Origin of the sequence: Streptomyces sp. NPDC017936, from assembly GCF_044328485.1 — a bacterium.
Classification (GTDB): domain Bacteria; phylum Actinomycetota; class Actinomycetes; order Streptomycetales; family Streptomycetaceae; genus Streptomyces.
Genome location: NZ_JBIRHK010000020.1, coordinates 43,540 through 70,265, shown reverse-complemented (window position 1 = coordinate 70,265; position 26,726 = coordinate 43,540). Strand labels below are relative to the sequence as shown.

26 protein-coding genes are annotated in these 26,726 nt (G+C 72.9%); 18 read left to right on the top strand and 8 right to left on the bottom strand.

The features are described from left to right. Positions 1-138: 138 nt before the first annotated feature. The gene (locus tag ACH4F6_RS33345; RefSeq protein ID WP_397964103.1) at positions 139-402 is read left to right on the top strand and encodes a TM2 domain-containing protein; all 264 of its coding nucleotides are present in this window, start codon (positions 139-141) and stop codon (positions 400-402) included. Positions 403-478: 76 nt separating this feature from the next. Here ACH4F6_RS33345 and ACH4F6_RS33340 read toward each other — a convergent pair whose 3' ends face one another. From ACH4F6_RS33340 to ACH4F6_RS33320, 5 genes are all read right to left on the bottom strand, one after another. Continuing rightward, a complete protein-coding gene (locus tag ACH4F6_RS33340) occupies positions 479-1,249 on the bottom strand; it encodes a succinate dehydrogenase iron-sulfur subunit (protein ID WP_397964102.1) in 771 nt (256 codons plus the stop codon). Further along, entirely contained in the window at positions 1,249-3,003 is a 1,755-nt protein-coding gene (gene sdhA / locus ACH4F6_RS33335; RefSeq protein ID WP_397964101.1) for a succinate dehydrogenase flavoprotein subunit, read from the bottom strand. Before sdhA ends, ACH4F6_RS33340 begins: the two co-directional genes overlap by 1 nt. A 19-nt stretch (positions 3,004-3,022) precedes the next feature. After that, positions 3,023-3,505, bottom strand: coding sequence for a succinate dehydrogenase hydrophobic membrane anchor subunit (locus ACH4F6_RS33330; RefSeq protein WP_397964100.1), 483 nt, complete (start codon positions 3,503-3,505; stop codon positions 3,023-3,025). A 5-nt stretch (positions 3,506-3,510) separates the two neighbouring features. Next, positions 3,511-3,891 (bottom strand): succinate dehydrogenase, cytochrome b556 subunit, encoded by a 381-nt coding sequence (gene sdhC / locus ACH4F6_RS33325; protein WP_397964099.1) that lies wholly within the window; start codon positions 3,889-3,891, stop codon positions 3,511-3,513. A gap of 190 nt (positions 3,892-4,081) precedes the next feature. After that, complete coding sequence (locus ACH4F6_RS33320; RefSeq protein WP_397964098.1) at positions 4,082-4,684, bottom strand: 2-oxo-4-hydroxy-4-carboxy-5-ureidoimidazoline decarboxylase; 603 nt, start codon at positions 4,682-4,684, stop codon at positions 4,082-4,084. A gap of 243 nt (positions 4,685-4,927) precedes the next feature. Here ACH4F6_RS33320 and ACH4F6_RS33315 point away from each other — a divergent pair, with 243 nt between their 5' ends. The 3 genes from ACH4F6_RS33315 to ACH4F6_RS33305 all read left to right on the top strand — a co-directional run bounded on the left by ACH4F6_RS33315 (position 4,928) and on the right by ACH4F6_RS33305 (position 9,360). Next, a complete protein-coding gene (locus ACH4F6_RS33315; RefSeq protein ID WP_397964197.1) occupies positions 4,928-6,529 on the top strand; it encodes a glycoside hydrolase family 20 protein in 1,602 nt (533 codons plus the stop codon). Positions 6,530-6,926: 397 nt separating this feature from the next. Continuing rightward, the gene (locus ACH4F6_RS33310) at positions 6,927-7,550 is read left to right on the top strand and encodes a lasso peptide biosynthesis B2 protein (protein WP_397964097.1); all 624 of its coding nucleotides are present in this window, start codon (positions 6,927-6,929) and stop codon (positions 7,548-7,550) included. 1 nt (position 7,551) lies between these two features. Further along, positions 7,552-9,360 (top strand): asparagine synthase-related protein, encoded by a 1,809-nt coding sequence (locus tag ACH4F6_RS33305; protein ID WP_397964096.1) that lies wholly within the window; start codon positions 7,552-7,554, stop codon positions 9,358-9,360. On the opposite strand, the gene ACH4F6_RS33300 is transcribed toward ACH4F6_RS33305, so the two are convergent. Next, on the bottom strand, positions 9,354-10,652 hold the full coding sequence (locus ACH4F6_RS33300) for a hypothetical protein (protein ID WP_397964095.1): 1,299 nt from the start codon (positions 10,650-10,652) through the stop codon (positions 9,354-9,356). The two genes, ACH4F6_RS33305 and ACH4F6_RS33300, sit on opposite strands and share 7 nt — an antisense overlap. 257 nt (positions 10,653-10,909) lie before the next feature. Between ACH4F6_RS33300 and ACH4F6_RS33295 the strand changes: the two genes are divergently transcribed. The 7 genes from ACH4F6_RS33295 (at position 10,910) to ACH4F6_RS33265 (ending at position 17,268) form a co-directional block, all read left to right on the top strand. Then, positions 10,910-11,479, top strand: coding sequence for a hypothetical protein (locus ACH4F6_RS33295; protein WP_397964094.1), 570 nt, complete (start codon positions 10,910-10,912; stop codon positions 11,477-11,479). A gap of 273 nt (positions 11,480-11,752) precedes the next feature. Next, a complete protein-coding gene (locus tag ACH4F6_RS33290) occupies positions 11,753-12,169 on the top strand; it encodes a hypothetical protein (protein WP_397964093.1) in 417 nt (138 codons plus the stop codon). Positions 12,170-12,427: 258 nt separating this feature from the next. Beyond that, positions 12,428-12,868, top strand: a complete 441-nt coding sequence (locus ACH4F6_RS33285; protein WP_397964092.1) for a hypothetical protein — start codon at positions 12,428-12,430, stop codon at positions 12,866-12,868. Positions 12,869-13,054: 186 nt separating this feature from the next. Further along, positions 13,055-13,672 (top strand): RNA polymerase sigma factor, encoded by a 618-nt coding sequence (locus ACH4F6_RS33280; protein ID WP_397964091.1) that lies wholly within the window; start codon positions 13,055-13,057, stop codon positions 13,670-13,672. A gap of 231 nt (positions 13,673-13,903) precedes the next feature. Further along, positions 13,904-14,866, top strand: a complete 963-nt coding sequence (locus tag ACH4F6_RS33275) for a hypothetical protein (RefSeq protein WP_397964090.1) — start codon at positions 13,904-13,906, stop codon at positions 14,864-14,866. A 420-nt stretch (positions 14,867-15,286) separates the two neighbouring features. Continuing rightward, positions 15,287-15,946 carry an RNA polymerase sigma factor gene (locus tag ACH4F6_RS33270; RefSeq protein WP_397964089.1) on the top strand — a complete coding sequence of 220 codons (660 nt, stop codon included), beginning with the start codon at positions 15,287-15,289 and terminating at the stop codon, positions 15,944-15,946. Then, on the top strand, positions 15,946-17,268 hold the full coding sequence (locus ACH4F6_RS33265) for a hypothetical protein (protein WP_397964088.1): 1,323 nt from the start codon (positions 15,946-15,948) through the stop codon (positions 17,266-17,268). The genes ACH4F6_RS33270 and ACH4F6_RS33265 overlap by 1 nt, the downstream gene beginning before the upstream one ends. A gap of 200 nt (positions 17,269-17,468) precedes the next feature. On the opposite strand, the gene ACH4F6_RS33260 is transcribed toward ACH4F6_RS33265, so the two are convergent. Next, entirely contained in the window at positions 17,469-18,404 is a 936-nt protein-coding gene (locus tag ACH4F6_RS33260; RefSeq protein WP_397964196.1) for a L,D-transpeptidase family protein, read from the bottom strand. A gap of 213 nt (positions 18,405-18,617) precedes the next feature. On the opposite strand from ACH4F6_RS33260, the gene ACH4F6_RS33255 reads away from it, so the two are divergent. The 3 genes from ACH4F6_RS33255 to leuE all read left to right on the top strand — a co-directional run bounded on the left by ACH4F6_RS33255 (position 18,618) and on the right by leuE (position 21,565). Continuing rightward, positions 18,618-20,198 carry a methylmalonyl-CoA mutase gene (locus ACH4F6_RS33255; RefSeq protein WP_397964087.1) on the top strand — a complete coding sequence of 527 codons (1,581 nt, stop codon included), beginning with the start codon at positions 18,618-18,620 and terminating at the stop codon, positions 20,196-20,198. Between the two features lie 92 nt (positions 20,199-20,290). After that, on the top strand, positions 20,291-20,866 hold the full coding sequence (locus ACH4F6_RS33250) for a Uma2 family endonuclease (protein WP_397964086.1): 576 nt from the start codon (positions 20,291-20,293) through the stop codon (positions 20,864-20,866). A 42-nt stretch (positions 20,867-20,908) separates the two neighbouring features. Continuing rightward, a complete protein-coding gene (gene leuE / locus ACH4F6_RS33245) occupies positions 20,909-21,565 on the top strand; it encodes a leucine efflux protein LeuE (protein ID WP_397964085.1) in 657 nt (218 codons plus the stop codon). Positions 21,566-21,635: 70 nt separating this feature from the next. Here the strand turns inward: leuE and ACH4F6_RS33240 are convergent, their stop codons facing one another. After that, positions 21,636-23,048 (bottom strand): FAD-dependent oxidoreductase, encoded by a 1,413-nt coding sequence (locus ACH4F6_RS33240; RefSeq protein WP_397964084.1) that lies wholly within the window; start codon positions 23,046-23,048, stop codon positions 21,636-21,638. A 74-nt stretch (positions 23,049-23,122) separates the two neighbouring features. Between ACH4F6_RS33240 and ACH4F6_RS33235 the strand changes: the two genes are divergently transcribed. The 4 genes from ACH4F6_RS33235 to ACH4F6_RS33220 all read left to right on the top strand — a co-directional run bounded on the left by ACH4F6_RS33235 (position 23,123) and on the right by ACH4F6_RS33220 (position 26,650). Further along, the gene (locus tag ACH4F6_RS33235; RefSeq protein WP_397964083.1) at positions 23,123-23,773 is read left to right on the top strand and encodes a TetR/AcrR family transcriptional regulator C-terminal domain-containing protein; all 651 of its coding nucleotides are present in this window, start codon (positions 23,123-23,125) and stop codon (positions 23,771-23,773) included. Positions 23,774-23,947: 174 nt separating this feature from the next. Beyond that, on the top strand, positions 23,948-24,937 hold the full coding sequence (locus ACH4F6_RS33230) for a glycosyltransferase family 2 protein (protein WP_397964082.1): 990 nt from the start codon (positions 23,948-23,950) through the stop codon (positions 24,935-24,937). Further along, entirely contained in the window at positions 24,927-25,385 is a 459-nt protein-coding gene (locus ACH4F6_RS33225; RefSeq protein WP_397964081.1) for a GtrA family protein, read from the top strand. Before ACH4F6_RS33230 ends, ACH4F6_RS33225 begins: the two co-directional genes overlap by 11 nt. Further along, positions 25,382-26,650, top strand: coding sequence for an NAD(P)/FAD-dependent oxidoreductase (locus ACH4F6_RS33220; RefSeq protein WP_397964080.1), 1,269 nt, complete (start codon positions 25,382-25,384; stop codon positions 26,648-26,650). The genes ACH4F6_RS33225 and ACH4F6_RS33220 overlap by 4 nt, the downstream gene beginning before the upstream one ends. The last annotated feature ends 76 nt before the right edge of the window (positions 26,651-26,726 follow it).

The following is a 26,726-nucleotide window of genomic DNA, read 5'->3' as shown; positions in this document are numbered from 1 at the left end:
CGCTCTCCTGCCTAGGCTCACCGCTCACAGGGGGGACGTTCCGGCATGCGCGTGATGTCCGTGCGCGGCCGGTGCGGTCGAGTTGTCGTCGTGTCCCTCCTGGCGTCCCCGTTCGAAGTCGTCCCAGGAGCAGTGCACATGACCGTCCCCACCCCTGAAGCCCCCTACGGCGTCGACCCGCTGGGTCGTCCGTACTCCGACAAGTCGAAGATCGTCGCGGGCATCCTCCAGCTCTTCCTGGGCACCCTCGGCATCGGCCGCTTCTACGTCGGTTCCGTCGGCGTGGGCGTCGCCCAGCTCCTGACCTGCGGCGGTCTCGGCTTCTGGGCGCTGATCGACGGCATCCTGTTCCTCACCAGCAACGACCGCACCGACGCGCAGGGCCGCGTCCTGCGCGGCTGACGGCGCACCGCCCGCACGGCGAGGGCCCCGCTCCCGTCCGGGAGCGGGGCCCTCGCCGTCGTGAGGCCGGCCGGCCTCAGTAGCGGCGGGTGATCAGTGCCCGCTTGACCTCCTGGATCGCCTTCGTGACCTCGATACCGCGAGGGCAGGCGTCCGTGCAGTTGAAGGTCGTGCGGCAACGCCACACGCCGTCCTTGTCGTTGAGGATCTCCAGGCGCTGCTCGCCGGCCTCGTCACGCGAGTCGAAGATGAAGCGGTGCGCGTTGACGATGGCCGCCGGGCCGAAGTACTGGCCGTCGTTCCAGAAGACCGGGCACGAGGACGTGCAGGCGGCGCACAGGATGCACTTCGTCGTGTCGTCGAAGCGCTCGCGGTCCTCGGCCGACTGCAGACGCTCGCGCGTCGGCTCGTTCGTGTCCTTCGTGATGAGGAAGGGCATGACGTCGCGGTACGCCTGGAAGAACGGCTCCATGTCCACGACCAGGTCCTTCAGGACCGTCAGGCCCTTGATGGGCTCGATCGTGATCGGCTTCTCGGGGTTGATGTCCTTGATCAGCGTCTTGCACGCGAGGCGGTTCTTGCCGTTGATCCGCATCGCGTCGGAGCCGCAGATGCCGTGGGCGCAGGAGCGGCGGAAGGTGAGCGTGCCGTCGACGTCCCACTTGATCTTGTGGAGGCCGTCGAGGACGCGCTCCTTGGGGTCGATCTCCAGCTGGAAGTCTTCCCAGGCCGCCTCCGCCGAGACCTCCGGGTTGAACCGGCGGACCCGGAAGGTGACGGTGATGTACGGGGAGGCCCCGGACGCGGAATCGGGGGTCTCGACCTTGTCCATGACAGGGGTTGCCATCAGTACTTACGCTCCATCGGCTGGTAGCGGGTCTGGACGACCGGCTTGTAGTCGAGACGGACGGTCTCGGTGCCGTCGTCGCCGACCTCGCGGTACGCCATGGTGTGGCGCATGAAGTTGACGTCGTCGCGGTTGGGGTAGTCCTCGCGGTAGTGACCGCCGCGGGACTCCTTGCGGGCGAGGGCGGACACGGCCATGACCTCGGCCAGGTCGAGCAGGTTGCCCAGCTCGATGGCCTCCAGCAGGTCGGTGTTGAACCGCTTGCCCTTGTCCTGGATCGCCACGTTCCTGAAGCGCTCGCGCAGCTCGGCGATCTTCTCGACGGCCGTCTTGATCGTCTGCTCCGTGCGGAACACCATGACGTTCGCGTCCATGGTCTCCTGGAGCTCGCGGCGGAGCGTCGCCACCCGCTCGGTCCCCGTGGAGTTGCGCAGACGCTCGATCTGCTCCTCCACGAAGGCAGCCGGGTTCTCCGGCAGCTCGACGTAGTCGGCCTTCTGCGCGTACTCGGCGGCGGCGATGCCCGCGCGGCGGCCGAAGACGTTGATGTCCAGCAGCGAGTTGGTGCCCAGACGGTTGGCGCCGTGCACGGACACGCAGGCGACCTCGCCGGCGGCGTACAGGCCCGGCACGACGGTGGTGTTGTCCGCCAGGACCTCACCCTCGACGTTCGTCGGGATGCCGCCCATCGCGTAGTGCGCGGTGGGCTGGATCGGGATCGGGTCGGTGTACGGCTCGATGCCCAGGTAGGTGCGCGCGAACTCGGTGATGTCCGGGAGCTTGGCGTCCAGCTGCTCCGGCGGGAGGTGCGTGAGGTCGAGGTAGACGTGGTCGCCCTCGGGACCGCAGCCGCGGCCCTCGCGGATCTCCGTGTAGATGGAGCGGGAGACGACGTCACGGGACGCGAGGTCCTTCATGACCGGCGCGTACTTCTCCATGAAGCGCTCGCCGTCCTTGTTGCGCAGGATGCCGCCCTCACCGCGGGCGCCCTCCGTCAGCAGGATGCCCATGCGCCAGATGCCGGTCGGGTGGAACTGGAAGAACTCCATGTCCTCCAGCGGCAGACCGCGGCGGTACACGGCGGCCTGGCCGTCACCGGTCAGGGTGTGCGCGTTGGACGTGACCTTGAAGAACTTGCCGCAGCCGCCGGACGCGTAGATCACGGCCTTCGCCTGGAAGACGTGGATCTCGCCGGTCGCCAGCTCGTAGGCCACGACACCGGCGGACCTGCGGACGCCGTCCACCTCGGTGATCAGCTGGTCGAGGACGTAGAACTCGTTGAAGAACTCCACGCCCTCCTTGACGCAGTTCTGGTACAGCGTCTGGAGGATCATGTGGCCGGTGCGGTCGGCCGCGTAGCAGGAACGGCGGACCGGGGCCTCGCCGTGGTTGCGCGAGTGACCGCCGAAGCGGCGCTGGTCGATGGTGCCGTTCGGGGTGCGGTTGAACGGCAGGCCCATCTTCTCCAGGTCGAGGACGGAGTCGATGGCCTCCTTCGCCAGGATCTCGGCGGCGTCCTGGTCGACCAGGTAGTCACCGCCCTTGACCGTGTCGAAGGTGTGCCACTCCCAGTTGTCCTCCTCCACGTTGGCCAGCGCGGCGGCCATGCCGCCCTGCGCGGCGCCCGTGTGGGAGCGGGTGGGGTAGAGCTTGGTCAGCACGGCGGTGCGGCTGCGCTTCGTCGACTCGATGGCGGCGCGCATACCGGCGCCACCGGCGCCGACGATGACGGTGTCGTACTTGTGGATCTTCATGATTGTCGCAGCCCCGTGCCTAGCGGATGTTCGGGTCGAAGGTGAAGATCACCAGCGTGCCCAGCAGGATGGTGAACACCGTGGCGGTGTAGAGCAGGCCCTTGAGCCACAGCCGGGTGTTCGCGCGCTCCGCGTAGTCGTTGATGACCGTGCGCAGGCCGTTGGCGCCGTGCAGCATCGCGAGCCACAGCATCAGCAGGTCCCAGACCTGCCAGAAGGGGGAGGCCCAGCGGCCGGCCACGAAGGCGAAGCCGATCTTGGAGACGCCGCCGTCCAGGACGAGCTGGATCAGCAGGTGGCCGATGACCAGGACGACCAGCACGACGCCGGACAGGCGCATGAACAGCCAGGCGGCCATCTCGAAGTTGCCGCGGGTGGACCGCGGGGTCTTCTTGGTGCGCTTGCGCGGGGCCTCGATCAGGGGCGCCGGGTTGTCGACGCCGTAGCCGGAACCGTTCTCGACGGCTCCGATCGCGGACGCGGTGGGTTCAGTGGTGGCCATCTGTCTCAGCTCCCGAAGACTTCACGAGCGGCGTGGCCGAGGACGGGATAGATCGCCCCGAGCATCAGCACGAGCCAGATGCCGACGACGGTCCACAGCATCTGCTTCTGGTAGCGCGGGCCCTGGGACCAGAAGTCGACGGCGATGACGCGCAGGCCGTTGAGGGCGTGGAAGAGGATGGCGGCGACGAGGCCGTACTCCAGGCACGCGACGATCGGGGTCTTGTACGTGGCCACGACGTCGTCGTAGGCCTCGGGGGAGACACGCACGAGTGCGGTGTCCAGCACGTGAACGAACAGGAAGAAGAAGATGAGGACGCCGGTGACTCGGTGAGCCACCCAGGACCACATTCCTTCCCGGCCGCGGTACAGCGTTCCAGCCGGCACGGAAGAACCCTCCGGGAGCGGGGACTGGGGCCTGCCGGCTTCGGCGTCGGACGGGCCCGGCCGGGTACGGTCCACCGGCCCCCAGCATCGTAGCGACGCGCCGGGCCTGAGCTCAGCGGGGGTCTCGCGGTGTGATCAAAGTGGCACGCGTTCGGGTGAGCGGGGGTGGCATACGGGACGGTGTGTCCTGTTATCTACCGCCCGTGGGCCCATCGTGCCTGGTCGGACCGCGTCTCGTGCCCCCGAGGCGGGTCGTCAGCCGTCCTCTCGTCAGGCGCCGCAGTTCCTCCGCCGCCACCTCCCGCTCCCGGTCCGGATCGTTCGTCAATCGTGACCGGATGGCTTCGAGAGTGTGATCGAGGGTTTCCTCCGGCGGCGTGTCGCCGAGGTAGAGGACGAAGGCGTGGCCGAAGCGGTCCTCGTAGGCGGCGTGCGCGGCGTCCAGGGCGGTGTGGGCCGCGCCGTACGCGTCGGCCGGCAGGGCGGGGAGGGATTCCCGGGCCAGGGCCTCGGTCAGGTCGCCCGGGGCCAGGTCGTAGGCCGCCTCGTCGGACGCGGCCAGCAGGGCGTCCAGGGTGGGGTAGGGGCGGTGGGCCGCGATGCGCCGGGCCCAGCGGGGGCTGCGCAGGCAGGTGAGGAGGGTGTGGTGGGCCTCCTCGGCGGGCGCGGCGTTGAACGCCTCCAGCGGATGCGGGGAGGGAGGGGTCCGGGGTTGCTCCGGGAGCGTCGGTATGGCCGTTCGGCCGGAGGGGCGGGAGAGGCGGTGCGCAGGCAGCGTGGGTCCTCGCGTCACGTGTGAGGTGGCAGGGGATGTGGTGAAAGGTGTGACGTTACGTTATCGAGAGTGGTCATGACGTGTCCGACGCTTGCCCGAATCTCACTCGAAAGAGAGAGTTTCGGGCGGCGCGGTGGACCCCTCCCGCGCGCCTCGGCCGAGCCGGGGCCGTAGGTTGGCGGGGTGAGCAGGCACAGGCACAGGCACCGGCGCCGGGCGCCGGAGAGGAACCCGCAGCGGACGACGGTGCGGCGGGCCCTGGTGGCCACCGGTCTCGTCGTGGTCCTCGGCGCGGGCGTCGGCGTGTGGGCGTCCGGTGACGGGGGCGGGACGCCGGCGGGGTCGGCGGCGCGGCAGTCCGGTGCGGCGGGTTCGGGCGATCCGGCCGGGTCCGGCACCGGGACGGCGGCCAGTCCGGCCCCCGGCCGGTCCTACGCGCTCTCGCAGACCCCGCGGACGATCCCCGCCGTCCGTGCCCACACCCCCGCCCGCGGCCCCGGCTGGCGGCCCGCCGCCGGACACCGGGTCGTGGTGAGCGACGCCGGGCTCGCCGACGAGGGGCGGCTGATCGCCGGTGAGCTGGGGATGTCGTACGCGGGCGAGCGGGACGACGTGCGCGCCGGCGACCTGCGGCTCGCGCTGAACGACGACGAGGGCGCGAACCCCGAGTCGTACACGATGACCGTGCGCGGCGGGCGGGTGACCGTCAGCGGGCCGTCCGACGCGGGCGTGTTCTACGGGACCCGCACCCTGAAGCAGGAGGTGCACGGCGGAGCCACGGCGCCGGAGGGCGTCGTGCGGGACGAGCCGGCCAAGCCGCGGCGCGGGTTCATGCTGGACATCGCGCGCAAGAACTTCACGGCCGGCTGGATCGAGGACCGGGTGCGCGAGCTCGGGGACCTGAAGTTCAACGAGCTCGGTCTGCACTTCTCCGACGACCAGTCCTTCCGGATCCAGTCCGACACGCACCCGGAGATCGTCTCCTCGCCGCACCTGACCAAGGCGCAGGTGAAGAAGATCGTCGCCCTCGCGGCGAGCCGGCACATCACCGTCGTGCCCGAGATCGACTCGCCCGGACACCTCGGCGCCGTCCTCGCCGCCCACCCCGAGCTCCAGCTGCGCAACGCGCAGGGCGAGGCGACGCGGGGGGCGATCGACATCTCCAAGGACGCCTCCGCGGCCCTCCTGGACGATCTGCTGGACGAGTTCGCCGGACTGTTCCCCGGCAGCCAGTGGCACCTCGGCGGGGACGAGTACCAGGCCCTGACGGTGTCCGACCCGCAGGCCTCGTACCCGCAGCTCGCCGCCGCCGCCCGGCAGGCCCACGGATCCGGCGCCACCGTCGCCGACCTGGCCACCGGCTGGCTCAACGACCGCGCCGCCACCGTCCGCGCCCACGACCGCACCGTGCGGGCCTGGAACGACGGCTTCTACCGGAGCGCGTCGTCGGTGAAACCGGCCGCCGACCTGGTGGTCGCCTACTGGACGGGCAAGGAGATCGGCGCGCGGAAGCCGGCGGAGTACCTCGGCGCGGGCCGCAAGGTCCTCAACTACAACGACGAGTACCTCTACTACGTCCTCGGCGAGCCGCAGACCTTCGTCTACCCGACCGGCCGGCGCATCTACGAGCAGTGGACCCCGCGGGTCCTGCGCGGCACGACCCCCGTGCCGGCGCGGTACGACGCCCAGATCCTCGGCGGGACCTTCGCGGTCTGGTGCGACCTGGCCGCCTCCCAGACCCAGGACCAGGTCGCGGCCGGCATCCGGATGCCCCTGCGGGCGACCGTGCAGAAGCTGTGGGACCCGGACGCGCCCGAGCTGACCTGGGCCCAGTTCACGGCGCTGGCGGAACGGCTGGGCTGAGGCGGGCGCGGGGCGGGGCATACCCATTGGTTGAACCATGACCAGTTGAACAAGGACCAGTTGAACAAGGAGCAGTTGAACAACCAGCAGGTGAACGGCGAGCAGTTGAACGCGCGGCTGGTTGAAGGCACTGCTGGTTGAACGGGCAACACCGCACCCGGCGTTGCCCGTTGACGACGGAGCGGCTGACCGATTGCGGGGCATTCGGGGCGGAGTAGCCTGGAATGGACCGACGGTCGCCTGATTCTGGAGGTAGGCGATGTTTCTCCGACTGCTGCGCCGTCGCACGCCGTACTGGCTCGTCCTGCTCGGCAACGGGCGTCTGATCCGGGGCTACAGCGGCAGCTACTACGACGGTCACGGATACCAGTACTGACCCGCTCCTGGAGGACGTGCGGTGACAGAGGACGCCGATTCCCTGGAAGCCCTGAGGCGGATCCTGTCACCGCACTGCCGTGCGACCAGGACGTCGAACGGAGCGCTGATCGCGGACTGGAGACGGACGCGTTTCCTCGGCATGACGACGGCGGACCTCCGCGGGTTCGCCGACGGGGGCCCCGGGGACCGCGCGCGGCTCGTCGCCGGTCTCAGCCGCGCCGGATGCGCCACGGCCCGCCCGAAGGAGTACTCGGACCGCGAGGTCGGGCTCTGGCTGCGCGGGGTGCACCTGACGATCCGGGCCCTCGGATTCGGGCGCGTCCTGCGGCTCCTGTCCCTGGCGGCCCCGGACTACGTGCGCGCGGATCCCCCCGCCGCCGAGGAGGTCGCACGGCTGAAGCGGGCGGTGCAGTCGCTCGGCCGGGAGAGCTGGCTGATCGACCACGACTGCAAGACCGAGGCGGTGACGGCCTACCTGCTGCTGCGGCGGCGGGGCCTGGCGGCCGTGCTGCACGTCGGTGTGCGCGAGCCGCCGCTCGCCCTGCACACCTGGACGTCCTCGGCCGGCCTGTGCGTCCCGGACGCCGATCCGCGCGGACGCGCGTTCGCGCCGGTGCTCTCGATCGCCGGCGGAGGGCAGTGACGTGGAAGCGCTCGGCCTCACGTGGGCCGGGGACACCCCGCGGCTGTGGACGTCCGAGGCCCTGGCGCGGCGGGGACTCGTGACGAGCGTCTCCTCACCGGCCGGCACCGCGGCCGTGGTCGGCTGGGCCGGCTCGTTCCACGACCGCGAGGCGGGCGCGCGCCGTCTCCTCGACGACTTCGGCCGGCCGGGAGCCGCGCCCCCGCTGCCCAACGGCGACTACGCGGCCGTCCTGGTGTGCCGTGACCGCGTCCTGCTGATGAGGGACGAACAGGCCCGCATGCCCCTGTTCCTCAGGGAGTCCGGTGGCCGGGTGAGCGCGGCCGGCACCTCGGCACGGCGCCTGGGCGGCGGCGCGGAGCCGGAGCTCCGCTACTTCTGCCGGTACCTGACCGGCAACATGGCCCAGCAGCACTCGCCCCTCACCCCGTTCGCCGGGGTGCGCCGCGTCCTCGGCGGCGAGGTCGTGGAACTGTCCCTCACGGGACAGCCGCGCGGCCGGGCGTCCCGCGTCCCGCGGGCAGACGACCCGTCAGGTCCGCTGGCGGACGGGCACCTTCCGGGCGGGGCCGCGCGGGAGCTGCGCCGCGCACTGGAACACGCGGTCGGGCGCCGGCTGGGCACCACCACGGCCTGCCACGTCTCCGGCGGGACCGACTCCACGAGCGTCGCGCTGCTCGCGGCGCGTCTGCTCGCCGCGGGACAGGGCCACGGCGAGGGCCTCGTCCTGCTCGCCGGGCGCTTCGGCACCGGAGAACTGGCGGGGGACCAGCCGTACCTGGACGAAGCGGTGGAGGAGCTGCGCCGCCTCGCCCCCGGGGCGCGGACGCTGGTCGTGGACGCCGACGACGTGGCCGACTTCGACGACTTCCCGCACCACGCGGGCGACGCCGACGAACCGTGCGCCCACGCCTTCCGCGCCCCGTTCTGGAGCAGGCTGCACGCCGCCGCGGCGGCACAGGGCTGTGACGTCCTGCTGACCGGCTGCGGGGCCGACCCGATCGCCGACGCCAACCCGTTCCACCTGCACGGGCTGGCCCGCAGAGGACAGCTGCGGCAGCTGACGAAGCAGGCCCGCGCCTGGGCCGGGGGCAGCGAGCGGGGTCTGCGCGGCGTCGTCTCCGACTGCGTCGTGCGGCCGGCCGCACCGCTGGCGGCCGAACGGATCACGGCGCTCGTCCGCCGGCGCGGAACGGTGCTCGGCGGCCTCGGCGCCTTCACCCGCCCCCGCTGGCTGCGCCCCGGATTCGCGCGGGCCCACGGGTACCGCGAGGCCGGCGTCGCGGAGAGCCGCTTCGTGTTCGGCCGCGATCCCGAACGGTCCCTGTACGACGCGGCCAACTACCTGGCCGCCCCCGACCCGCTGTCCTGGGACCACGCACGGCGCAACGGCTTCTTCCTCACGCACCCCTTCCTCGACCCGGAGGTCGTCGCCACGATGCGCCGTCTCCCCGCCGGTGCCGCGTTCCGGCCGGGCCTGCCGAAGGCGGTCCTGCGCGAGGCCGTGGCCGACCTGCTCCCGCCCCGCATCCACGACCGGGCCCCCAAGATCCCCTTCAACGAGGTCTACGCCCGCGGCCTGCGAACACACGGCGAGGAACTCATCGACCTCTGCCGCTCCGCACGGCACCCGCTGGTCGCCGAGATGTTCGACGTCGGGACGCTGTGCCGGGCGGTGCGGGAGGCACAACTCGGCCTGGGGGACGCCTGCTCCTGGGACCGCGTGAACAGCTCGCTCGCCCTCGTGGCGTGGCTGGAGCACCTGGACCGGCACCAGGGCGGACAGGACGGCCGTGCCGGTCGTCACTGAGTCTTGATGTCCCACAGCGACCGCTCGAGCGGACCCATCCGGGTCCGGACGATCCCGTACCGGTCCACCAGCTCGTGCGATTCCGCGTCGCTCGCGGTGCGGTCCTCCTCACCGGTCCGCGTGACGGATTCGATCACCTCCGCGCCGTGCGGGCCGAACGCCCAGTAGACGGTGATGAAGCGCGGATCCCTCGTCTGTTCGTCGAGCGCGTTGTTCTCGCGCACCCTGCCGCGGTAGATGACGGAGTCGAGGTCCCCCTGTGACATCCACGCCGGCACCCTGCCTCCGGACCAGGTGTTCCCCCCTGGCCGGACCTGCCCCAGGCTGAGCTTGTCCTTGCGCGCGAAACTCCCGGTGGCGTAGAAGGCCAACTGGTCGTACGGCGTGTCCATGGGGAGCTGCACCACCGTCCGGGTGACGAACTCGTCGCCCGGCTCGACCCAGTCCCCGGGGGACATCCACGGCTGAGCCGCCACCAACTGGCCGGGCTGGTGGATCTCCCTGCGGGACAGCGGGCGTGTCTCCGGGGATGATGTGTTCCACTGCTCGGCATCGGCACGCCACTGCGTGCGGAGCCGGTCCGTCGCGCTCAGCGGCACCCGTTCCCCCATGGTGTGGAACTCGGCGCCGAGCACGTAGAACCCCAGGTCGCTCCGGTTCTCGAGCTTGATGTCGACCGGCACCGAGAACGCTCGGCGATCCTTTCGCAGGACCGGCTCGCCCACGGCCATCTTGATGACCGGCCTGCCCGTGTCCTGGTAGGGCTTGTAGAGGGTCTGGTAGCCGAAATTGGCCAGTGCGAGGGCCGAGGAGGCGATCACCGCCGTCGCCACCCGCTTGGGAGCGGGGATCACGGGCGACGTCCGCCACAGCGCGAAGGCGGCCCACAGACAGCCCGCCGCGAGCAGGGTCCACAGCACTCGGTAGGTCAGGGAATCCCCGTTGAGCGTCTCGAGCAGCAGCATCACGTTGGCCAGCAGCGCCACGGCCGTACCGATCAGCGCGACCAGTCCCGAGTAGGCGAAGCAGTTCCGGTACCAGTGGTCCACGACCGCGGCGGCCCCCGCCACCGTGGTGACCGAGCTCACGATGAGGACGGCGCCGGTGATGCGTCCCGTGTAGGTCAGGGCCCAGCTGAGGTTCTCGACGCCGAACCAGCCCGTCAGAAGCGCCGACAGGAGGAGGACCAGCAGGATCCCCACCAGGACCGCCAGTGACCCCCTGGGGCTCTTCGGGATCCGCGGCAGCCGTCGGCGCGAGCCGGCGCCGGGCGCGGAGGGGAGAGGGATCACGGGCGGCTCCTTCGACCGTCACGGGGGCACGGCGGGAGCGGGGGCTCCGGCCGGTGGGCTCGCGCTCCATCGTCCGGGGACGTCCACGGGCTCACCATCCGGATGCCTCCCGCCGGCCTAATCCGCCGCCCGCGGGAGGGAGTTCGGGTTGGCCGAAAACCTCTCCCGCGTGACCGCTGTGACACTCCCGGGCTGTTGCACGCAGTAAGGGGAAGTGCGGGCTCCGTGAGGATGGCGCCCCGGACAGGGAGGCGTGCATGAGTCTGGTGGACCTCATCGCCGAGGCGGACGACCGCGGACTGGCCACGAGCGGGCTGGCTTGTTTGGATCGGTGCGTGCCCCTTCTCGGCGGCGACGACGAGACCCTGCGCCCGCTGTGGGGGGACCTCGCGGACACCTCCGACGCGGCCTCCTGGGGCGAGCTGCTGGAGCGGGTGCGCGCCGCGCTGGGCTCCGCCGGGGACGTCCCCGGCGAGGCCGGTGACGAGGAGGCCGTGGTGCTCGCCCGCGGGATGCTCGAGGCGGCCCCCGCCGAGCGGTCCGCCGCCGCGCTGCGGGTCTGGGCCGACGCCTGCTCGGTCGCCTCGCTCCGGATCCACCTGCTCCTCGACCCCGCCGCCGACGCCTCTCCGATCGACGTCCGCCGGTCCGGCGCCACCGAGGGCATGCCGCCGCTCGCCGCCGCCGAGCTGCGCCGCCAGGTCACCGTCCTGGAGGTCCTCGCCGGGCACGGGGCGGGCGGGCTGCGCCGGGCCCTGGAGGTGTCCACCGAGGGGCGGCGCGTGCTGCGGGCGGTGGTGTCGCGGCGGGCGCGCGGGCGCAAGTGACCCGGCGGCCCCGGCCGGGCGGCCGGGTCACCGGCGCGTCCCCGTACCGTGCGCCGCTCGAAGAGCCCTCGCGGCCAGGTCGTGCTGCGGCGCGGCGCCGGGGCGGTACGGCGCGGACGCGGAGGCACGCGCTCGTCGCCGGGAAGCGCACGGGAGGGCAGGGGTGTCGCTCCCGTGTCCGGTGTGCGGGGGAGCCGGGGCGGTCCTGCGCCGGTCCGGCGGACCAGCCGGGCCCAGGGTGATGGTTCGACGGCGGTCGGCGCTCTTTCCCATGTGACCAGTACGACGACTCAGCAGACCCAGCAGACCCAGCAGACCCGACCCCAGGCCGCCGCCAGACCCGCGCGGTGGGCGGCGGACGCCGTGGCCACGCTGCGCGAGGGCGCGCGGCTGCGCCTCGACTACTCGGCGCAGAGCCTGTGGCGCGTCGACCGGCTCATCGACGACCTGCGGCGCGAGGACACCCCGTACGCCGCCGTGGAGAGCGTGCTGCGCGGACTCGGCGCGTACGCCGGCGAGGTGATCGTCCGGCAGACCGGCGCCGAGTGGTGGGCGACCGGCGGCGACCACTGGATCCGTACGCCGGACGGCCGGCTGTGGGACCCGGTCGACGAGGCGCGCCGCTGCTTCGCCGGCCACGGCTCGCTGCGGCTGCTGTGCCGGGACGCCGTGGGCGGCGGCCGCGGATGAGCCGTGCGCCGGCCCGGGACCGGCACCCGCTCCCCGGCCCCGGACGGGCGGCCCCGGTGCGCCGGCCGGCTCTCCCGAGCGCGTCGGGCCCGGGTGGCCGGGCTCCCCGCCCCGACGACGGCCGCGCCCGTGCCCGGAGGGGTCGGTGTGACCACTGACACAGCGGTGGCCCGTGATGTTCGCGGGGGCCGCTGCGCTGGGGCAGGCGGGGGAGCCCCGGCCCGGTGGTCTCCCCGTGTGACGGAGGGGGACGGACCCATGGAAGACGCGAGCGGGATGCGGGCGTGCGCGGCCGGCTTCGTCGCACGGGCCACGGCGCGCAACCGGCTGCCGTTGGACTACTCCGTCGCCAGCCTGCGCGTCGTCGACTTCCTGGTCGACGGGCTGCGCAAGGGCGGCGCGGACCGGGAGCGGGCGCACGACACGCTGGTCGGGCTCGGGGCGTACGTCGGTGAGGTGCTCGTGCGCCGGGCCGGCGCGAAGTGGGTGGACCTCGACGAACGGCAGCGGGCCTACTTCGGCCAGTCCGTCGGCGCGCGCATGCCCGACGGGCGGATCTGGAACCCCCTCGGCCGGGTCGTCAACCGGTTCCGCACGGGCGGCGCCGACGAGTCGCTGCACACCTTCTACCTCACCCTGCACGGCAGGGCCCGGCGGGTGCCGGCCGGCAGGCCGGCGGCCAGGGGCACGGCGGCCTGACCACAGCGCCCCGGCGCCGCCGGCACGGACCCGTGGCGGGGAACCGCGCCGGACGGCGCCGCCACCCTGTGACAGATCCGTGGGACGGGACGCTGATGACCGTGGGGGGCGTGGACACGGCCGTGGCGGGTGCACGGAGCGCTGCCCCGCGCACCTGCCGGAAACTCCGTACGAACGAGGACAGTCTTGGGCCAGGGAGGGGAACCCCGGCGCGCGCACGCGTACGACGGGGAACTGGGCGCGGCCGTGGCACGGGCCCAGGGCGGCGACGAGGCCGCGTTCGCGGTCGCGTACCGGATCCTGCAGCCGGGCCTGCTCGGCTACCTGCGCGGCATCGTCGGGGACGACGCCGAGGACGTCGCCTCCGACGCCTGGCTGGAGATCGCCCGTGACCTGGGGCGGTTCAAGGGGGACGGCGCGGGTTTCCGGGGGTGGACCGCCACCATCGCCCGGCACCGGGCACTCGACCACCTGCGGCGGCTGCGGGTACGGCCCCGCTCGTCGGCGCTCGAACAGGACGTGCTCGACCTGCCCGGCCCGCACAGCACGCACGACCAGGTCCTGGAGACGCTCTCCACCGAGCGGGCCCTGGAGCTGGTGCGCGGGCTGCCGAGGGACCAGGCCGAGGCGGTGCTGCTGAGGGTCGTGGTGGGCCTGGACGGACCGGCCGCCGCCCGCGTGCTCGGCAAACGGCCGGGCGCGGTGCGCACCGCCGCCCACCGGGGCCTGAAACGGCTCGCCCGCCAGCTGGGCGTCGAGGGTGTGACGGATGGCGGTCCCCGGACGCTGGGGGAGTCGGAATGAACGCAGACGGCCGCGGCCCGTATGGATCAGGGGCGGCGGACGTTCCCGGAGGCGGCACGTCGCACGGCTCGGGCGCCCGGAACGGCTCGGACGCCGTGCGTGGCGCGGGAGCCGCACGCGGCTCGGACGGCCGCACGGCCCGGACGGACCGGATGATCCGGACGGCTCGGACGACCCGAGCGGCGCACACGGCTCGAACGACTCGGACAAGCAGGACAGGCGGAAGCGGACATGGGTGAACGGATGAGCGACGGCGGGTACCTCGGCCGTCGGCGTGCGCACCCTGGCGGCACCGCCTCCGATCCGGGCGACGGCCCCGGCCCGGATCGCGGCCCCGCGCCGCACGGCGCTTCCGGCCCGGATCGCGGCCTCGAACCGCACGGCGCCTCCGGCCCGGATCGCGGCCTCGAACCGCACGGCGCTTCCGGCCCGGATCGCGGCCCCGCGCCGCACGGCGCTTCCGGCTCCCACGGCGCGGGCGCCGGTGTCGAGGCGCTGCTCGCGGCCGCCCTCCGCGGCCGCACCCCCGCGGACGCCGACGAGGGCGAGCGGCGGGCCGTCGCGGCCTTCCGGGCCGCGCGGGACGCGGGCGCGCACGGGACCGCCCGGACCCGGCGCCGGGACGACTGGCGGCCGCACGGGCGGCGCTTCCCCTCACGTTCGCTGAGGACCACGCTCTCCGTGCTGGTCGCGAGCCTGGCCCTGGGCGGGGTCGCGGTCGCCGCGATCGGCGCCGGCGGCGGATCGTCCTCCGACGACGCCGGCCCGGCCCGTGCGCAGCAGTCGGCGAGCGCCCGCCAGCACCGGGAGGCCACGCCGTCCGGCCCACCGTCCCCGGCCGCCACCGCGGACCGGGACCGGGACCGCCCGGCGTCCGCCCAGGACACCGAGGCCCACTGTCGCGCCTACGAGCGGGTCCGGGGCCGGGGCAAGGCGCTGGACTCCACGGCGTGGCAACGGCTCGTCACCGCCGCCGGCGGGGAGGAGAACGTCGCCGCCTACTGCGCGGGGCGGAGCGCGTCCGCGTCCGAGGCCGCCTCGGCCGTCCCGTCGCACGCGAACGGCCAGGACAGGTCCGGTGGCGCCTCCGACGCCCCCGGGAACGGAAACGGCACGGGGACCGGCGACGGGGCCGGAAACGGCCAGGAGCAGAAGGCCGAGAGCACCCCGAAGGCCAAGGGCAGGAACCAGTAAGGGCCGCCGGGGACCGGCGGACGGCACGGCCCAGGGGGCCGCAGGGGTCACCCGGTGGCCGGCCGTCAAGGCGCCGGCCGTGCCCGGCGCGGGACCCCGCCCGCGGGCGGCCCCGCACGTCGCCGAGGCGACGGCCGGGGCCGCCACCCCCCACAGGAGAGGCCCCGGCCGTCGCGCGGCACGGGCCGCGCGGCGGCCCGTACTTCCTACAGCGCCATGAGTGCGTTTTCTGTCACACCCCGCGCTCGGTCACCGCGTCACGAGTTAGTTGCATCTTGTACGGACGTGGACGACCGGCGGTTTCAGGTCGTAACGTGCCTTTCGCGCCGGACGGCGGAGCGGCTGGACCACCGCGACCACCTGCGGCCGCGACCAGCTGCGGGTCGGTGACACCGCAACCATCAACCGAGGAACCACGACGTGGGGGACGACGCGGAGCTGACAGCCGCGGTGCTTGCGGCACAGAACGGGGACGAGACCGCTTTCCGGGCCGTGTACCGCGCGGTGCACCCGCGGCTCCTCGGGTATGTCCGGACGCTCGTCGGCGACCTCGACGCCGAGGACGTCGCCTCCGAGTCCTGGCTCCAGATAGCCCGTGACCTGGAGCGCTTCAGCGGCGACGCCGACCGCTTCCGCGGCTGGGCCGCCCGGATCGCCCGCAACCGCGCCCTGGACCACATCCGCATGCGCGGGCGCCGCCCCGCGATCGGCGGCGACGAGACGGAGCTGACCGGCCGGCCCGCCGAGTCGGACACCGCGGGCGAGGCCATCGAGGCGCTCGCCACCGGCCGCACCCTCGACCTCATCGCCCGGCTGCCGCAGGACCAGGCCGAGGCCGTCGTCCTCAGGGTCGTCGTGGGCCTGGACGCCAAGACCGCCGCCGAGACGCTCGGCAAGCGGCCCGGAGCCGTCCGCACGGCCGCGCACCGCGGCCTGAGGAAGCTCGCCGAGCTGCTCGGCGACGATCCCGAAGCGGCCGGCGTGCTCGACGCGCTCCCGCCCCAGCCAGGACCGCGCTCGCGCGCGGTGACGTCCGCCGGTGTGACGCATGCGTGCGCGCGGACGCAGAAGGACATGTGATGGCCGACGAGCGCTGTGTCTTCCCGGGAGACGGGGAATCCCCCGGCGACAACGCCGGACGCCGCGGTCCCGGCCGCTGGCTGGACCCGGCCACGGCGGAACGTCTGCTCGGCGGAGAAGCGCCGGACAACGCTGTCGATCCCGCCCACCGCGCCGAGGCCGAACGGCTCGCCCGCACCCTGGGCGCCCTCGCCGCGCTCTCCGAGCCCGCCCCGGCCGGCGAGGAACTCCCCGGCGAAGCGGCCGCCCTCGCGGCCTTCCGCAAGGCCCGCGCCGAGCGCGCGGCCGCGCCGACGGCCGCGGCCCCGGGCGAGGCCGGCCCGGGTGACGTCCCCCTGGGCGAGGTCCCGGGCGAGACCGCCGCCCCGGCGGCCTTCCGCACGATCCGCGCCGGCCGCACCGCCGGACCCGTCGGCGCCACGGGCCGCCCGGACGGTTCCGCGGACCACCCGGACCGGCGCACCGCCGACGGCGAGCCGGTGCGCATCGGCCGGCGGGGCGCGGCCGGCGGCCGGCCCCGCCGCCGGCATCCCGCCCGGCTGGCACTGGCCGCCGCGCTGGCCGTCGGCATGGCCGGCGGGGCCGCGGTCGCGGCCGGTACGGGAGTGCTGCCGACCCCGTTCGGCGGCGCGGAACCGGGGCCCGCCTCCTCCGTGTCGGCCGCCGCCACCCCCGGCCCGGAGCGACCGCTCGACTCGCCCTCGTCCGAGGTGAACGGCGGCGCCGAGGATCCGGCGACCCCCGGCGGCACCCCGGCCCCGACCGCCGAGGGGACCCCCGGGGCCGCCGACCGCGACGGCGCCGGCCTCCCGGACGGTGTCGCCTCGGCCTGCCGTGACGTCCGCGACGGCCGGACGCTCGACATCGTGCGCCGCCGCACCCTGGAAGGCGCCGCGGGCGGTTCCTCGCGCGTGCGGTCGTACTGCGCGCGGGTCCTCGCCCCGTCGGCCGGACCGGGAGCCCGCACCGGCGGGACCGGGAACGGCAAGGGCGAAGCACACCCGGAACGGGGCGGCGGGAGCGGCGGCCAGGGCGGCGGGGACGGCGAAGGCGACAAGGGCACCGAGGGCACCGAGGGCGACAAGAGCGGCACGAAGAACGGCAAGAGCGACAAAGGCAACAAAGGCAACAAAGGCGACAAGGGCAACAAGGAAGGCAAGGGCGGCAACGGCGGAGGCAACGGCAACGGCGGAGGCAACGGCAACGGCGGAGGCAACGGCAACGGCGCCGGCTTCTCCGGGTCGTCCGGCGCTCCCGGTGCCCTCGACCGGCACGGCGATGGCGTGAGCGTCTCGCCCGCCCCGACAGTCACAAGCCTCTGACCTGCGGGTTCATGAATCTCGGCACGTTCTCGGAAATTTCTCGGCGACGGGTGTGACGTTTTCGGCGGCCGCAGCGCAGTAAGAAGTGAGCCGACTGGTCATCGGCCCTCGCACTGAGCCGGGGTTCCCCCCGTACCCACGGCTCGTGCACCTGGCGCGGGCGGGGCACGTTCCCCCGGTCCCGCCCGCGCCCCAGAACCTCACCGGGAGACGACGACCTTGTCGCCGTTGCGCACCTGCGCGAACAGCCCCGCGATCGCCGCCTCGTCCCGTACGTTCACACAGCCGTGCGAAGCCCCGGCGTATCCCCGGGCCGCGAAGTCCGACGAGTAGTGCACCGCCTGCCCGCCGCTGAAGAACATCGCGTAGGGCATCGGCGAGTCGTAGAGCGTGGACACGTGGTGGCGGGACTTCCAGTAGACGTGGAACACGCCCTCCCGCGTGGGCGTGTACTGCGAGCCGAAGCGGACCGACATCGTCGACACGGTCCGCCCGTCGATCATCCAGCGCAGCGTCCGGCTCGCCTTGTCGATGCACAGCACCCGCCCGGTCAGGCACCGCGGGTCCGGCGCCGCGGCCGGCCGGCCGGCCGTCGCGTACAGCTCCCCCTTCTCCGGCGCGCGCGTCATCCCCAGCAGCCGCTCCCAGGTGACCGTGTCCGTCCACCCGGTCCGCGGCAGCCCCCGCCGGCCCTGGAACCCCCTCACCGCCTGCTCGGTGGGCGCGTCGTACGCACCCGTCGGGCCGGAGGACAGCCAGGCGATCTGCCGCAGCCGGGCCTGGAGTTCGCGGACGTCCCGCCCGGTGTCGCCGCGGGACCAGAGGACGGGGGGAGGGGGAGCCGGGCTGCCGGAGGCGGGGGCGGCGCTCGGCGGTTTGGCGTCGGCGGCGGACGACGCGGAGGCCCGGGGAGTCGCGGAGGCCCGGGGAGGCGTGGAGGTCCGGGGAGCCGCGGGGGTCCGGGGAGGCGTGGAGGCCGCCGCCCTCGTGGCCGCCGTGGCCGTCGGAGCCGGTGCGCCGGCGCCGACGCGGACGGGCGAGCCCGCCCCGCCCCCGGAGCCGGTGGTCTGCACCGCGCAGCCGCACGTCGTCGCCAGGGCCGCCGCGCCCGCCACGACGGCGAGCGATCTTCGCATGCTGGTCATGTCCGAGATGTTCCCCGCGGATGACGGCTCGCGAACGGCACGGCATGGTTGTGACCGGGACCGCAACCACTCTGTGAGGAAGGTCCCAGCGTGCTCCCCTCCACCGGGTGCACGCCCGCCGCTACAGTCCGTCGAGGAGTCGGTCCGTACTGGCGGGTAACTGGCGAGTAACTCGAGCAACTGCTCAGCGGGAGGCATCACACCATGGCGCGCGAGTCGGAGTCCGGACTGCCCATCGAGCCGGTCTACGGGCCTGCCGCCCTGGAGGGCTGGGACCCGGCGGAGAAGCTGGGCGAGCCGGGGGCGTACCCCTTCACCCGGGGCGTGTACCCGTCGATGTACACGGGCCGGCCGTGGACGATGCGTCAGTACGCCGGTTTCGGCACGGCGGTGGAGTCCAACGCCCGGTACCAGCAGCTGATCGCCAACGGCACGATGGGTCTGTCGGTCGCGTTCGACCTGCCCACCCAGATGGGCCACGACTCCGACGCGCCGATCGCGCACGGCGAGGTCGGCAAGGTCGGTGTGGCGATCGACTCGGTCGACGACATGCGGGTGCTGTTCGGCGGGATCCCGCTGGACAAGGTCTCCACGTCGATGACGATCAACGCGCCCGCCGCTCTCCTGCTGCTGATGTACCAGCTGGTCGGCGAGGAACAGGGCGTCCCGGCCTCCCGGCTCACCGGCACGATCCAGAACGACGTGCTGAAGGAGTACATCGCCCGCGGCACGTACATCTTCCCGCCGAAGCCGTCGCTGCGGCTGATCGCGGACATCTTCAAGTACTGCAAGGCCGAGATCCCGAAGTGGAACACGATCTCGATCTCCGGCTACCACATGGCCGAGGCGGGCGCCTCGCCGGCGCAGGAGATCGCGTTCACGCTGGCGGACGGCATCGAGTACGTGCGCACGGCGGTCGCGGCCGGCATGGACGTCGACGACTTCGCGCCCCGCCTCTCCTTCTTCTTCGTCGCCCGCACGACGATCCTCGAGGAGGTCGCCAAGTTCCGCGCCGCGCGCCGGATCTGGGCGCGGGTGATGAAGGAGGAGTTCGGTGCGAAGAACCCCAAGTCGCTGATGCTGCGCTTCCACACCCAGACGGCCGGCGTGCAGCTGACGGCGCAGCAGCCGGAGGTCAACCTCGTCCGCGTGGCCGTTCAGGGCCTGGCGGCCGTCCTCGGCGGCACCCAGTCGCTGCACACCAACTCCTTCGACGAGGCGATCGCGCTGCCGACGGACAAGTCCGCGCGCCTCGCGCTGCGCACGCAGCAGGTGCTGGCCTACGAGACGGACGTGACCGCGACGGTCGACCCGTTCGCGGGCTCGTACGTGATCGAGAAGATGACCGACGAGGTCGAGGCCGCGGCGCTGGAGCTGATGCAGAAGGTCGAGGACCTGGGCGGGGCGGTCTCCGCGATCGAGCACGGGTTCCAGAAGAACGAGATCGAGCGCAGCGCCTACCGGATCGCGCAGGAGACCGACTCCGGCGAGCGGGTCGTGGTCGGCGTCAACCGCTTCCAGCTCGACGAGGAAGAGCCGTACGAGCCGCTGCGCGTGGACCCCGCCATCGAGGCCCAGCAGGCCGAACGCCTGGCCAAGCTGCGCGCCGAGCGCGACCAGGCCGCCGTCGACACCGCCCTGGCCGCCCTGAAGAAGGCCGCCGAGGGCGAGGACAACGTCCTGTACCCGATGAAGGACGCGCTGAAGGCCCGCGCCACCGTGGGCGAGGTGTGCAACGCGCTGCGGGAGGTCTGGGGGACCTACGTGCCGTCGGACGCCTTCTGACCTGGCCGGTCACCCCCTATGAGTGATCACGGGCGGAAGCGGTCCGCCCCCGGTCACCCTCGTGGAGAGTGGGCCCCGGAAAGGAGGACGCCATGGCCGTACTGCAGCAGGAGCTGACCCTGGGCGAGGCAGCCGACCAGCTCGCCCGCGCACTGCCTGGCCACCGCGTGGAGATCCTCCAGGGGAGGCTCACCGCGACACCGCCGCCGGACGGCTCGCACGCCCTGTCGCTGACGAAATTGGGCAGGGCCCTTGACCGGGCAGGGCTCGTCGAGGCCGGATGCGAGTACGTCCAGGGCGTCGGGCTCTGGCTGACCACTTTGCCTGCGGACTTCGCGATCCCCGACCTGTCCGTCGTCGACGAGGACTTCCGCGACGCCCACGTCACCAAGAACTCCTACGCCCCGAACGTCTTCCGCATGGTCGTCGAGATCACGTCGTCCGACTGGTCCGACGACCTCGGTCCCAGGGCCGAGTGTTACGCCCAGGCGGGCATCCCCGCCTACCTGGTCGTGGACCGCAAGCACGACGAGGTCCTGCTCCACACCGATCCTGCCGACGGCAAGTACCCCGACCCCCAGCGCTTCGAGCGGGGCCAGGACGTGACCGTGCCGGAGTCGGTCGGCGTGCGCGTCGAGATCCCGGTGGACACCCTTCTCGACGGCTGACCCACCGGAGCGGAGTGCGCACCCCCGTGCGACACTCCCCCCATGTTCGGCGTCATCGACCTCCCCACCTACCTGGCAGGACTCGTCCTGATCGTCCTCCTGCCCGGCCCCAACTCCCTGTACGTCCTCTCCGTCGCCGCCCGGCGCGGGGTACGCGCCGGGTACACCGCCGCGGCCGGGGTCTGGTGCGGCGACGCCGTGCTGATGACGCTCTCCGCCGCCGGCGTCGCCTCCCTCCTCCAGGCCAACGCCGTGCTGTTCGGGATCGTGAAGTACGCGGGGGCCGGCTACCTGACCTGGCTCGCGGTCGGGATGCTGCGGGCCGCGCGGGGCATGTGGCGGGAGCGGCGGAGCTCCGGGCAGCCGGCCGCCGCCGACGGGACCGCGGCCGCGGCCGACGAGCGGCCCTTCCGGCGCGCCCTGGTCATCAGCCTCTTCAACCCGAAGGCGATCCTGTTCTTCGTCGCCTTCTTCGTGCAGTTCGTCGACCCGGCGTACGCCCACCCCGCCCTCTCCTTCGTCGTGCTCGGCGCCTTCGCGCAGCTCGCGAGCTTCCTCTACCTCAGCGCGCTGATCTTCAGCGGGACGAAGCTGGCGGCGGCCTTCCGGCGGCGCAAGCGGATCGCGGCCGGGGCCACCTCGGCCGCGGGGGCGCTGTTCCTGGGCTTCGCGGCGAAGCTGTCGCTGGCCGGCTCCTGACCGGGGCCCGCCGGGCCGGGCCTGCCGTGCGGCACGTCCGGCCGGGGCCGGTCAGGCCGCAGGCGCGGGCCTAGAGCCGCAGGCCCAGGCGCCTGAGGTGGTCCCCGAGGCCCGCCGCCGAGTCCCCCGCCCAGCCGACGTAGCCGTCGGGCCGCACGAGGAACAGCCCCGTGCCGTACGTCGCGTGGGCGGGCCCGCGGACCAGGCGTACCGCGTCTCCGAGTCCGGGTGCCCCGGCGGCGCCCAGCGCGAGCAGCGTCCAGTGCGGTCCCCGGAAGGCGTCGAAGAGCCGCACGCCGGCCACCGTCCCGTTCGGCGCGCGGTCACCGGCCCGCACCGGGCCCGGGACCTCGCGGGTCTCCCGGGTGAGCGACGACTCCCGGTAGCCCAGCCCGAGCTGACGCGTCGCCCCGCCCCGCCGGGTCTCGCCCCGGTGGACGCTGGTGGACAGGCGCAGCATCTGCTCGGCAACCGGGCGCCGCTCCTCCTCGTACGTGTTCAGCAGCGACGCCTCCGCCCCGTCGCCCAGCACCGCGCCCAGCTTCCAGCCCAGGTTGTAGGCGTCCTGGACGCTGGTGTTGAGGCCCTGGCCGCCGGCCGGTGAGTGCACGTGCGCCGCGTCGCCGGCCAGGAAGACCCGGCCCGCGCGGAACCGGTCGGCGAGCGCGACCCGCGGGCGGAACTCCGAGGCCCAGCGGACCTCCGTGACGTCCTCGGCGGCGAGGTGCGTGCGGGCGGCGACGACCCGCCGCACGCCCTCCAGGGAGAGGTCCACCTCCGTGCCCTCCGCGAACCGGGCGACCAGCTGGAAGTCCTCCGTCCCGGCCAGCGGGCAGACGGCCAGGAGGTCCTCGGCTCCCTCGCCCTGCGGGAAGAAGTGCCAGTTGTCGCGGTCCAGGCCGGTGATCCGCACGTCCGCCACCAGCGTGGGGAGCGGGTCCACCTCCTCCCCGGTCATGCCGACGCCGACCGCCCGGCGCACCACGGAACGGCCGCCGTCCGCCGCGACGAGGTACCGGGCGCGCACCGGCTCGCCGGAGGCGAAGTGCGCGGTCGCCCCGTCCTCGTCCTGGGTCACGCCGGTGACCTCGCGGCCGAAGGCCACCTTCCCGCCGAGCTCCTCGAGCCGCTCCAGCAGGATCTGCTGGGTGCGCCACTGCGGGACCATCCAGGGCTCGTCGTACGGCGAGTCCTCGGTCGGCTCGGCCGGGTCGGACAGATGGTGTTCGCCGAGCCGCTCGCCATCCCGCCAGATCATCCCGACCGGGTAGGTGCCGCCGGCCGCGCGGATCGCGTCGAGCACACCGAGGTCGTCGAAGACCTCCATCGTGCGCGGCTGGATCCCCTTGCCCCGCGAACCCGGGAACAGGCCGTCGGCCCGCTCCACGAGCAGGGCGTCCACCCCGCGGCGCGCGAGGTCGATGCCGAGGGCCAGCCCGCTCGGACCCGCGCCCACGACCAGTACGTCCACCTGTGCGGTCATACGTCCCACTCTCCTTAACGTCGTTAAGTGCGAACGTCGACGAGCATGGCCTTAACGCCGTTAAGCTGTCAAGCGTGAACACGGAACGACGCAGGCCGCTCGACCGGAAGCGGGTGGCCGACACCGCGCTGCGGCTGCTGAACGAAGTGGGCCTGGAGGGCCTCACCCTGCGGGCCATCGCCAAGGAGCTGGACGTCAAGGCACCCGCCCTGTACTGGCACTTCAAGGACAAGCAGGCGCTGCTCGACGAGATGGCGACGGAGATGTACCGCCGGATGGTCGCCGGAACGCCCCTCGACCCGGACGACACCTGGCGGGAGCGTCTGCTGGGCTCCAGCCGCGGACTGCGTGCCGCGCTGCTCGGCTACCGCGACGGCGCGAAGGTCTTCAGCGGCTCGCGCTTCACCGGCATCGAGCACGCCGAACAGATGGAGGAGAACCTGCGCCTGTTCACCGCCGCCGGCTTCACCCTCGCCCAGGCCGTCCGCGCGACCACGACGACGTACCTGTACACGCTCGGCTTCGTCACCGAGGAACAGGGCGTCCAGCCCCGGCCCGGCGAACGGCACGAGGGCTTCGACCTGGCGGAACGCACCCGCCGGATGAGCGAATTCCCTTTGGCCGCGAAGGCGGGTCCGGAGCTGTTCGCCGATTACGACCGGCACTTCGAGGAAGGTCTCGAGATCGTCGTCGCGGGAATCGCGGCGCGTTACGGAGTGCGGTGAGCACGGCGTGAGGAATTGATCCACGAAAGATGACGCGGCCGCCGCCCGACAACCGCGGGCGGCGCATGTCGCTTCACCGCACCCCGTCACTCATCGCGCGTTCGGGCCGCGTTCACATCGCGCCCCTACGTTCGCCGAATGCCAGACGTATCCGGTCGAGCGCAGGTGTCCCGGGTGCCCCGCCCACGTGGCGGTGCCGCGCTCGTCTCCTATGTATTACCCGTCTACAACGAGCAGGACGGCATCCGCCACTTCCACGAGGAACTCGTGGCGGCACTGGGGGAGCGCCCGGAATTCACCTACGAGTTGGTCTACGTCAACGACGGCTCCGCCGACGGCACGCTCGCCGTTCTCGAGGACATCGCGAAGAACGACCGGCGCGTCCGCGTCGTCGACTTCGCCCGCAACTTCGGGCACCAGATGGCCATCACGGCCGGCATCGACGAGGCGCACGGCGACGCCGTGATCGTCATGGACACCGACCTCCAGGATCCGCCGAGGGTCAGCCTCCAGCTGATCGACGCCTGGCGGGACGGCGCCGAGATCGTGCACGCCCGCCGCCGCAGCCGGCAGGACACGTTCTTCAAGAAGACCACCGCGCACGCCTTCTACCGGCTGCTGCGCTCCTCCACCGAGGTCGACATCCCGGTGGACACCGGCGACTTCCGGCTCATGGACCGGCGCGCCGCCGACGAACTGCGCCGCTTCCGGGAGCGCAGCCGGTTCGTGCGCGGCATGGTCGCCTCGATCGGCTTCCGGCAGACCGAGGTCCACTTCGACCGCGACGAGCGGTTCGCCGGCGAGACCAAGTACCCGCTGAAGAAGATGGCGCGCCTCGCCGTCGACGGCCTGACCGGCTTCTCCACCGCACCCCTGCGGATGATCACCAAGCTGGGCTTCGCGGTCCTCGTCCTCTCCCTGACCGGCATCGTCTACGCGCTCGCCATGAAGGTGTTCGCCCCGGACATCACCGTCTCCGGCTGGACCATGCTCATGGTCGTCGTCCTGTTCCTGGGCGGTGTGCAGATGCTCTCGCTCGGCGTGCTGGGCAGCTACATCGGGCGGACGTACGCCGAGGTGCAGGGCCGGCCCCTGTACACCGTGCGGCGGGTCATCGCGCACGGCACGGAGTCCGCCGGTGACGGCGTCCGCCATGACCACTGAGGGCAGGGTGCACGTCGGCTCCCGGACGGGCGCCGACGTCCCGGCGGACGGCGCCGCGCCGTCGGACACCCGCGCCCGGGACCTGCGGCAGCTGATCACGTACGTGCTGGTCGGCGGCAGCGGCGTGCTGCTCGACATGGGCGCGTTCCTGCTGCTCCACAACGTGGCCGGGCTGCACGAGCAGGTGGCCAACGTGCTCTCCACCAGCCTCGGCATCACCAACAACTTCGTCCTGAACGCCCTGTTCACCTTCGGCAGGCGCGACCGCCTGCTCACGCGCTACCTGCGCTTCTACGCCGTCGGGCTCACCGGTGTCGCCCTGACGTTCGTCCTGCTCGCGGTGTTCTCGCGGGGCCTCGGCATCGACCCCAACCTCGTGAAGGCGGGCTCGCTGCCGGTGGTGCTGGTCTTCCAGTTCGCGCTCAACAGAAAGTGGAGTTTCGCATGATTCTCGGCGTCATCGGCGCGGGAGCGACCGGCCTCACCGCCGCGTACGACGCGGTGAAGCAGGGGCACGCGGTCACGGTCCTGGAGGCCGCCGACGAACTGGGCGGCCTCGCCGCGTCGATCACCGTCGGCGGAGTGCCGCTGGAGCGCTACTACCACCACATCTTCCGCAGCGACCGGCAGATGATCGAGCTCATCGAGGAACTGGGCCTGGGCGGCGACCTGCGCTTCCGCAGGACCACCACCGGTGTCTACCGGGACGGCCGTATGCACCCCTTCAGCACCCCGCTGGAGATGCTCGGCTCCCCGCTGTACGGCCTGTTCGCCGGCATCCGCTTCGGGCTGTCCTCGGCGGTGCTGAAGGTCGTGCGGGACGGCGAGCGGTTCACCGACCGCACCGCCCTGAGCTGGCTCAACAGGTGGGCCGGGCGACGCGCCACCGAGGCGGTCTGGGAGCCGCTGCTGCGCGGGAAGTTCGGCGACCGCGCCGACCAGGTCTCCATGGCCTGGCTGTGGGCCCGCGTCCACTGCCGCACCTTCGAACTCGGCTACCTGGACGGCGGGTTCGAGCGCGTCTACGCCACCCTGCGCGACCGGATCGCCGAACGCGGCGGCAAGGTCGAGTTCGGCAAGCGGATGGAGACGATACGCCAGGCCGACGACGAGGGTCCGGTCACCGTGCGCACGGACGACGGTGCCGAGTACACCTTCGACCACCTGATCGTCACCACTCCGCAGCCCGCCTTCGCCAAGGCCGCCGACGCGCCCGCCGACGACGTCGTCCGGCGCAACCAGTACCTGGGCGCGACCTGCTTCGTCCTGGAGCTGGACCGCAGCGCCGTCCCGTACTACTGGCTCAACGTCAACGAGCCGGACTTCCCGTTCCTCGCGGTCGTCGAGCACACCAGGATGATCGACCCGGCGGAGTACGGCGGACGGCACATCCTCTACGTCGGCAACTACGTCGAGCGCGACGACTGGCGCTTCACCACCGACCCGGCCGAGCTGCTCGACCGCTACCTGCCGTACCTGAAGCGGCTCAACCCCGACTTCGACCGCTCCTGGATCCAGGACTGGCACTTCTCGCGGGCGCCGTTCGCGCAGCCGGTGGTCACGCCCGAGTACAAGGCGCTGATCCCCGGTCACCGCACGCACCTCAGCAAGGTGACGCTGGCGACGATGGCGCAGATCTACCCCCAGGACCGGGGGCAGAGCTACTCGGTCGAGCTGGGCCACAAGGCGGCGCGCATCGCGGGCGCGGTCTGACCCGTCCCGCCGGCCGGGCGGCGAGGACCGAGCGGGGAGGGCCCCGGCGGAGCACTCCGCCGGGGCCCTCCCCGTC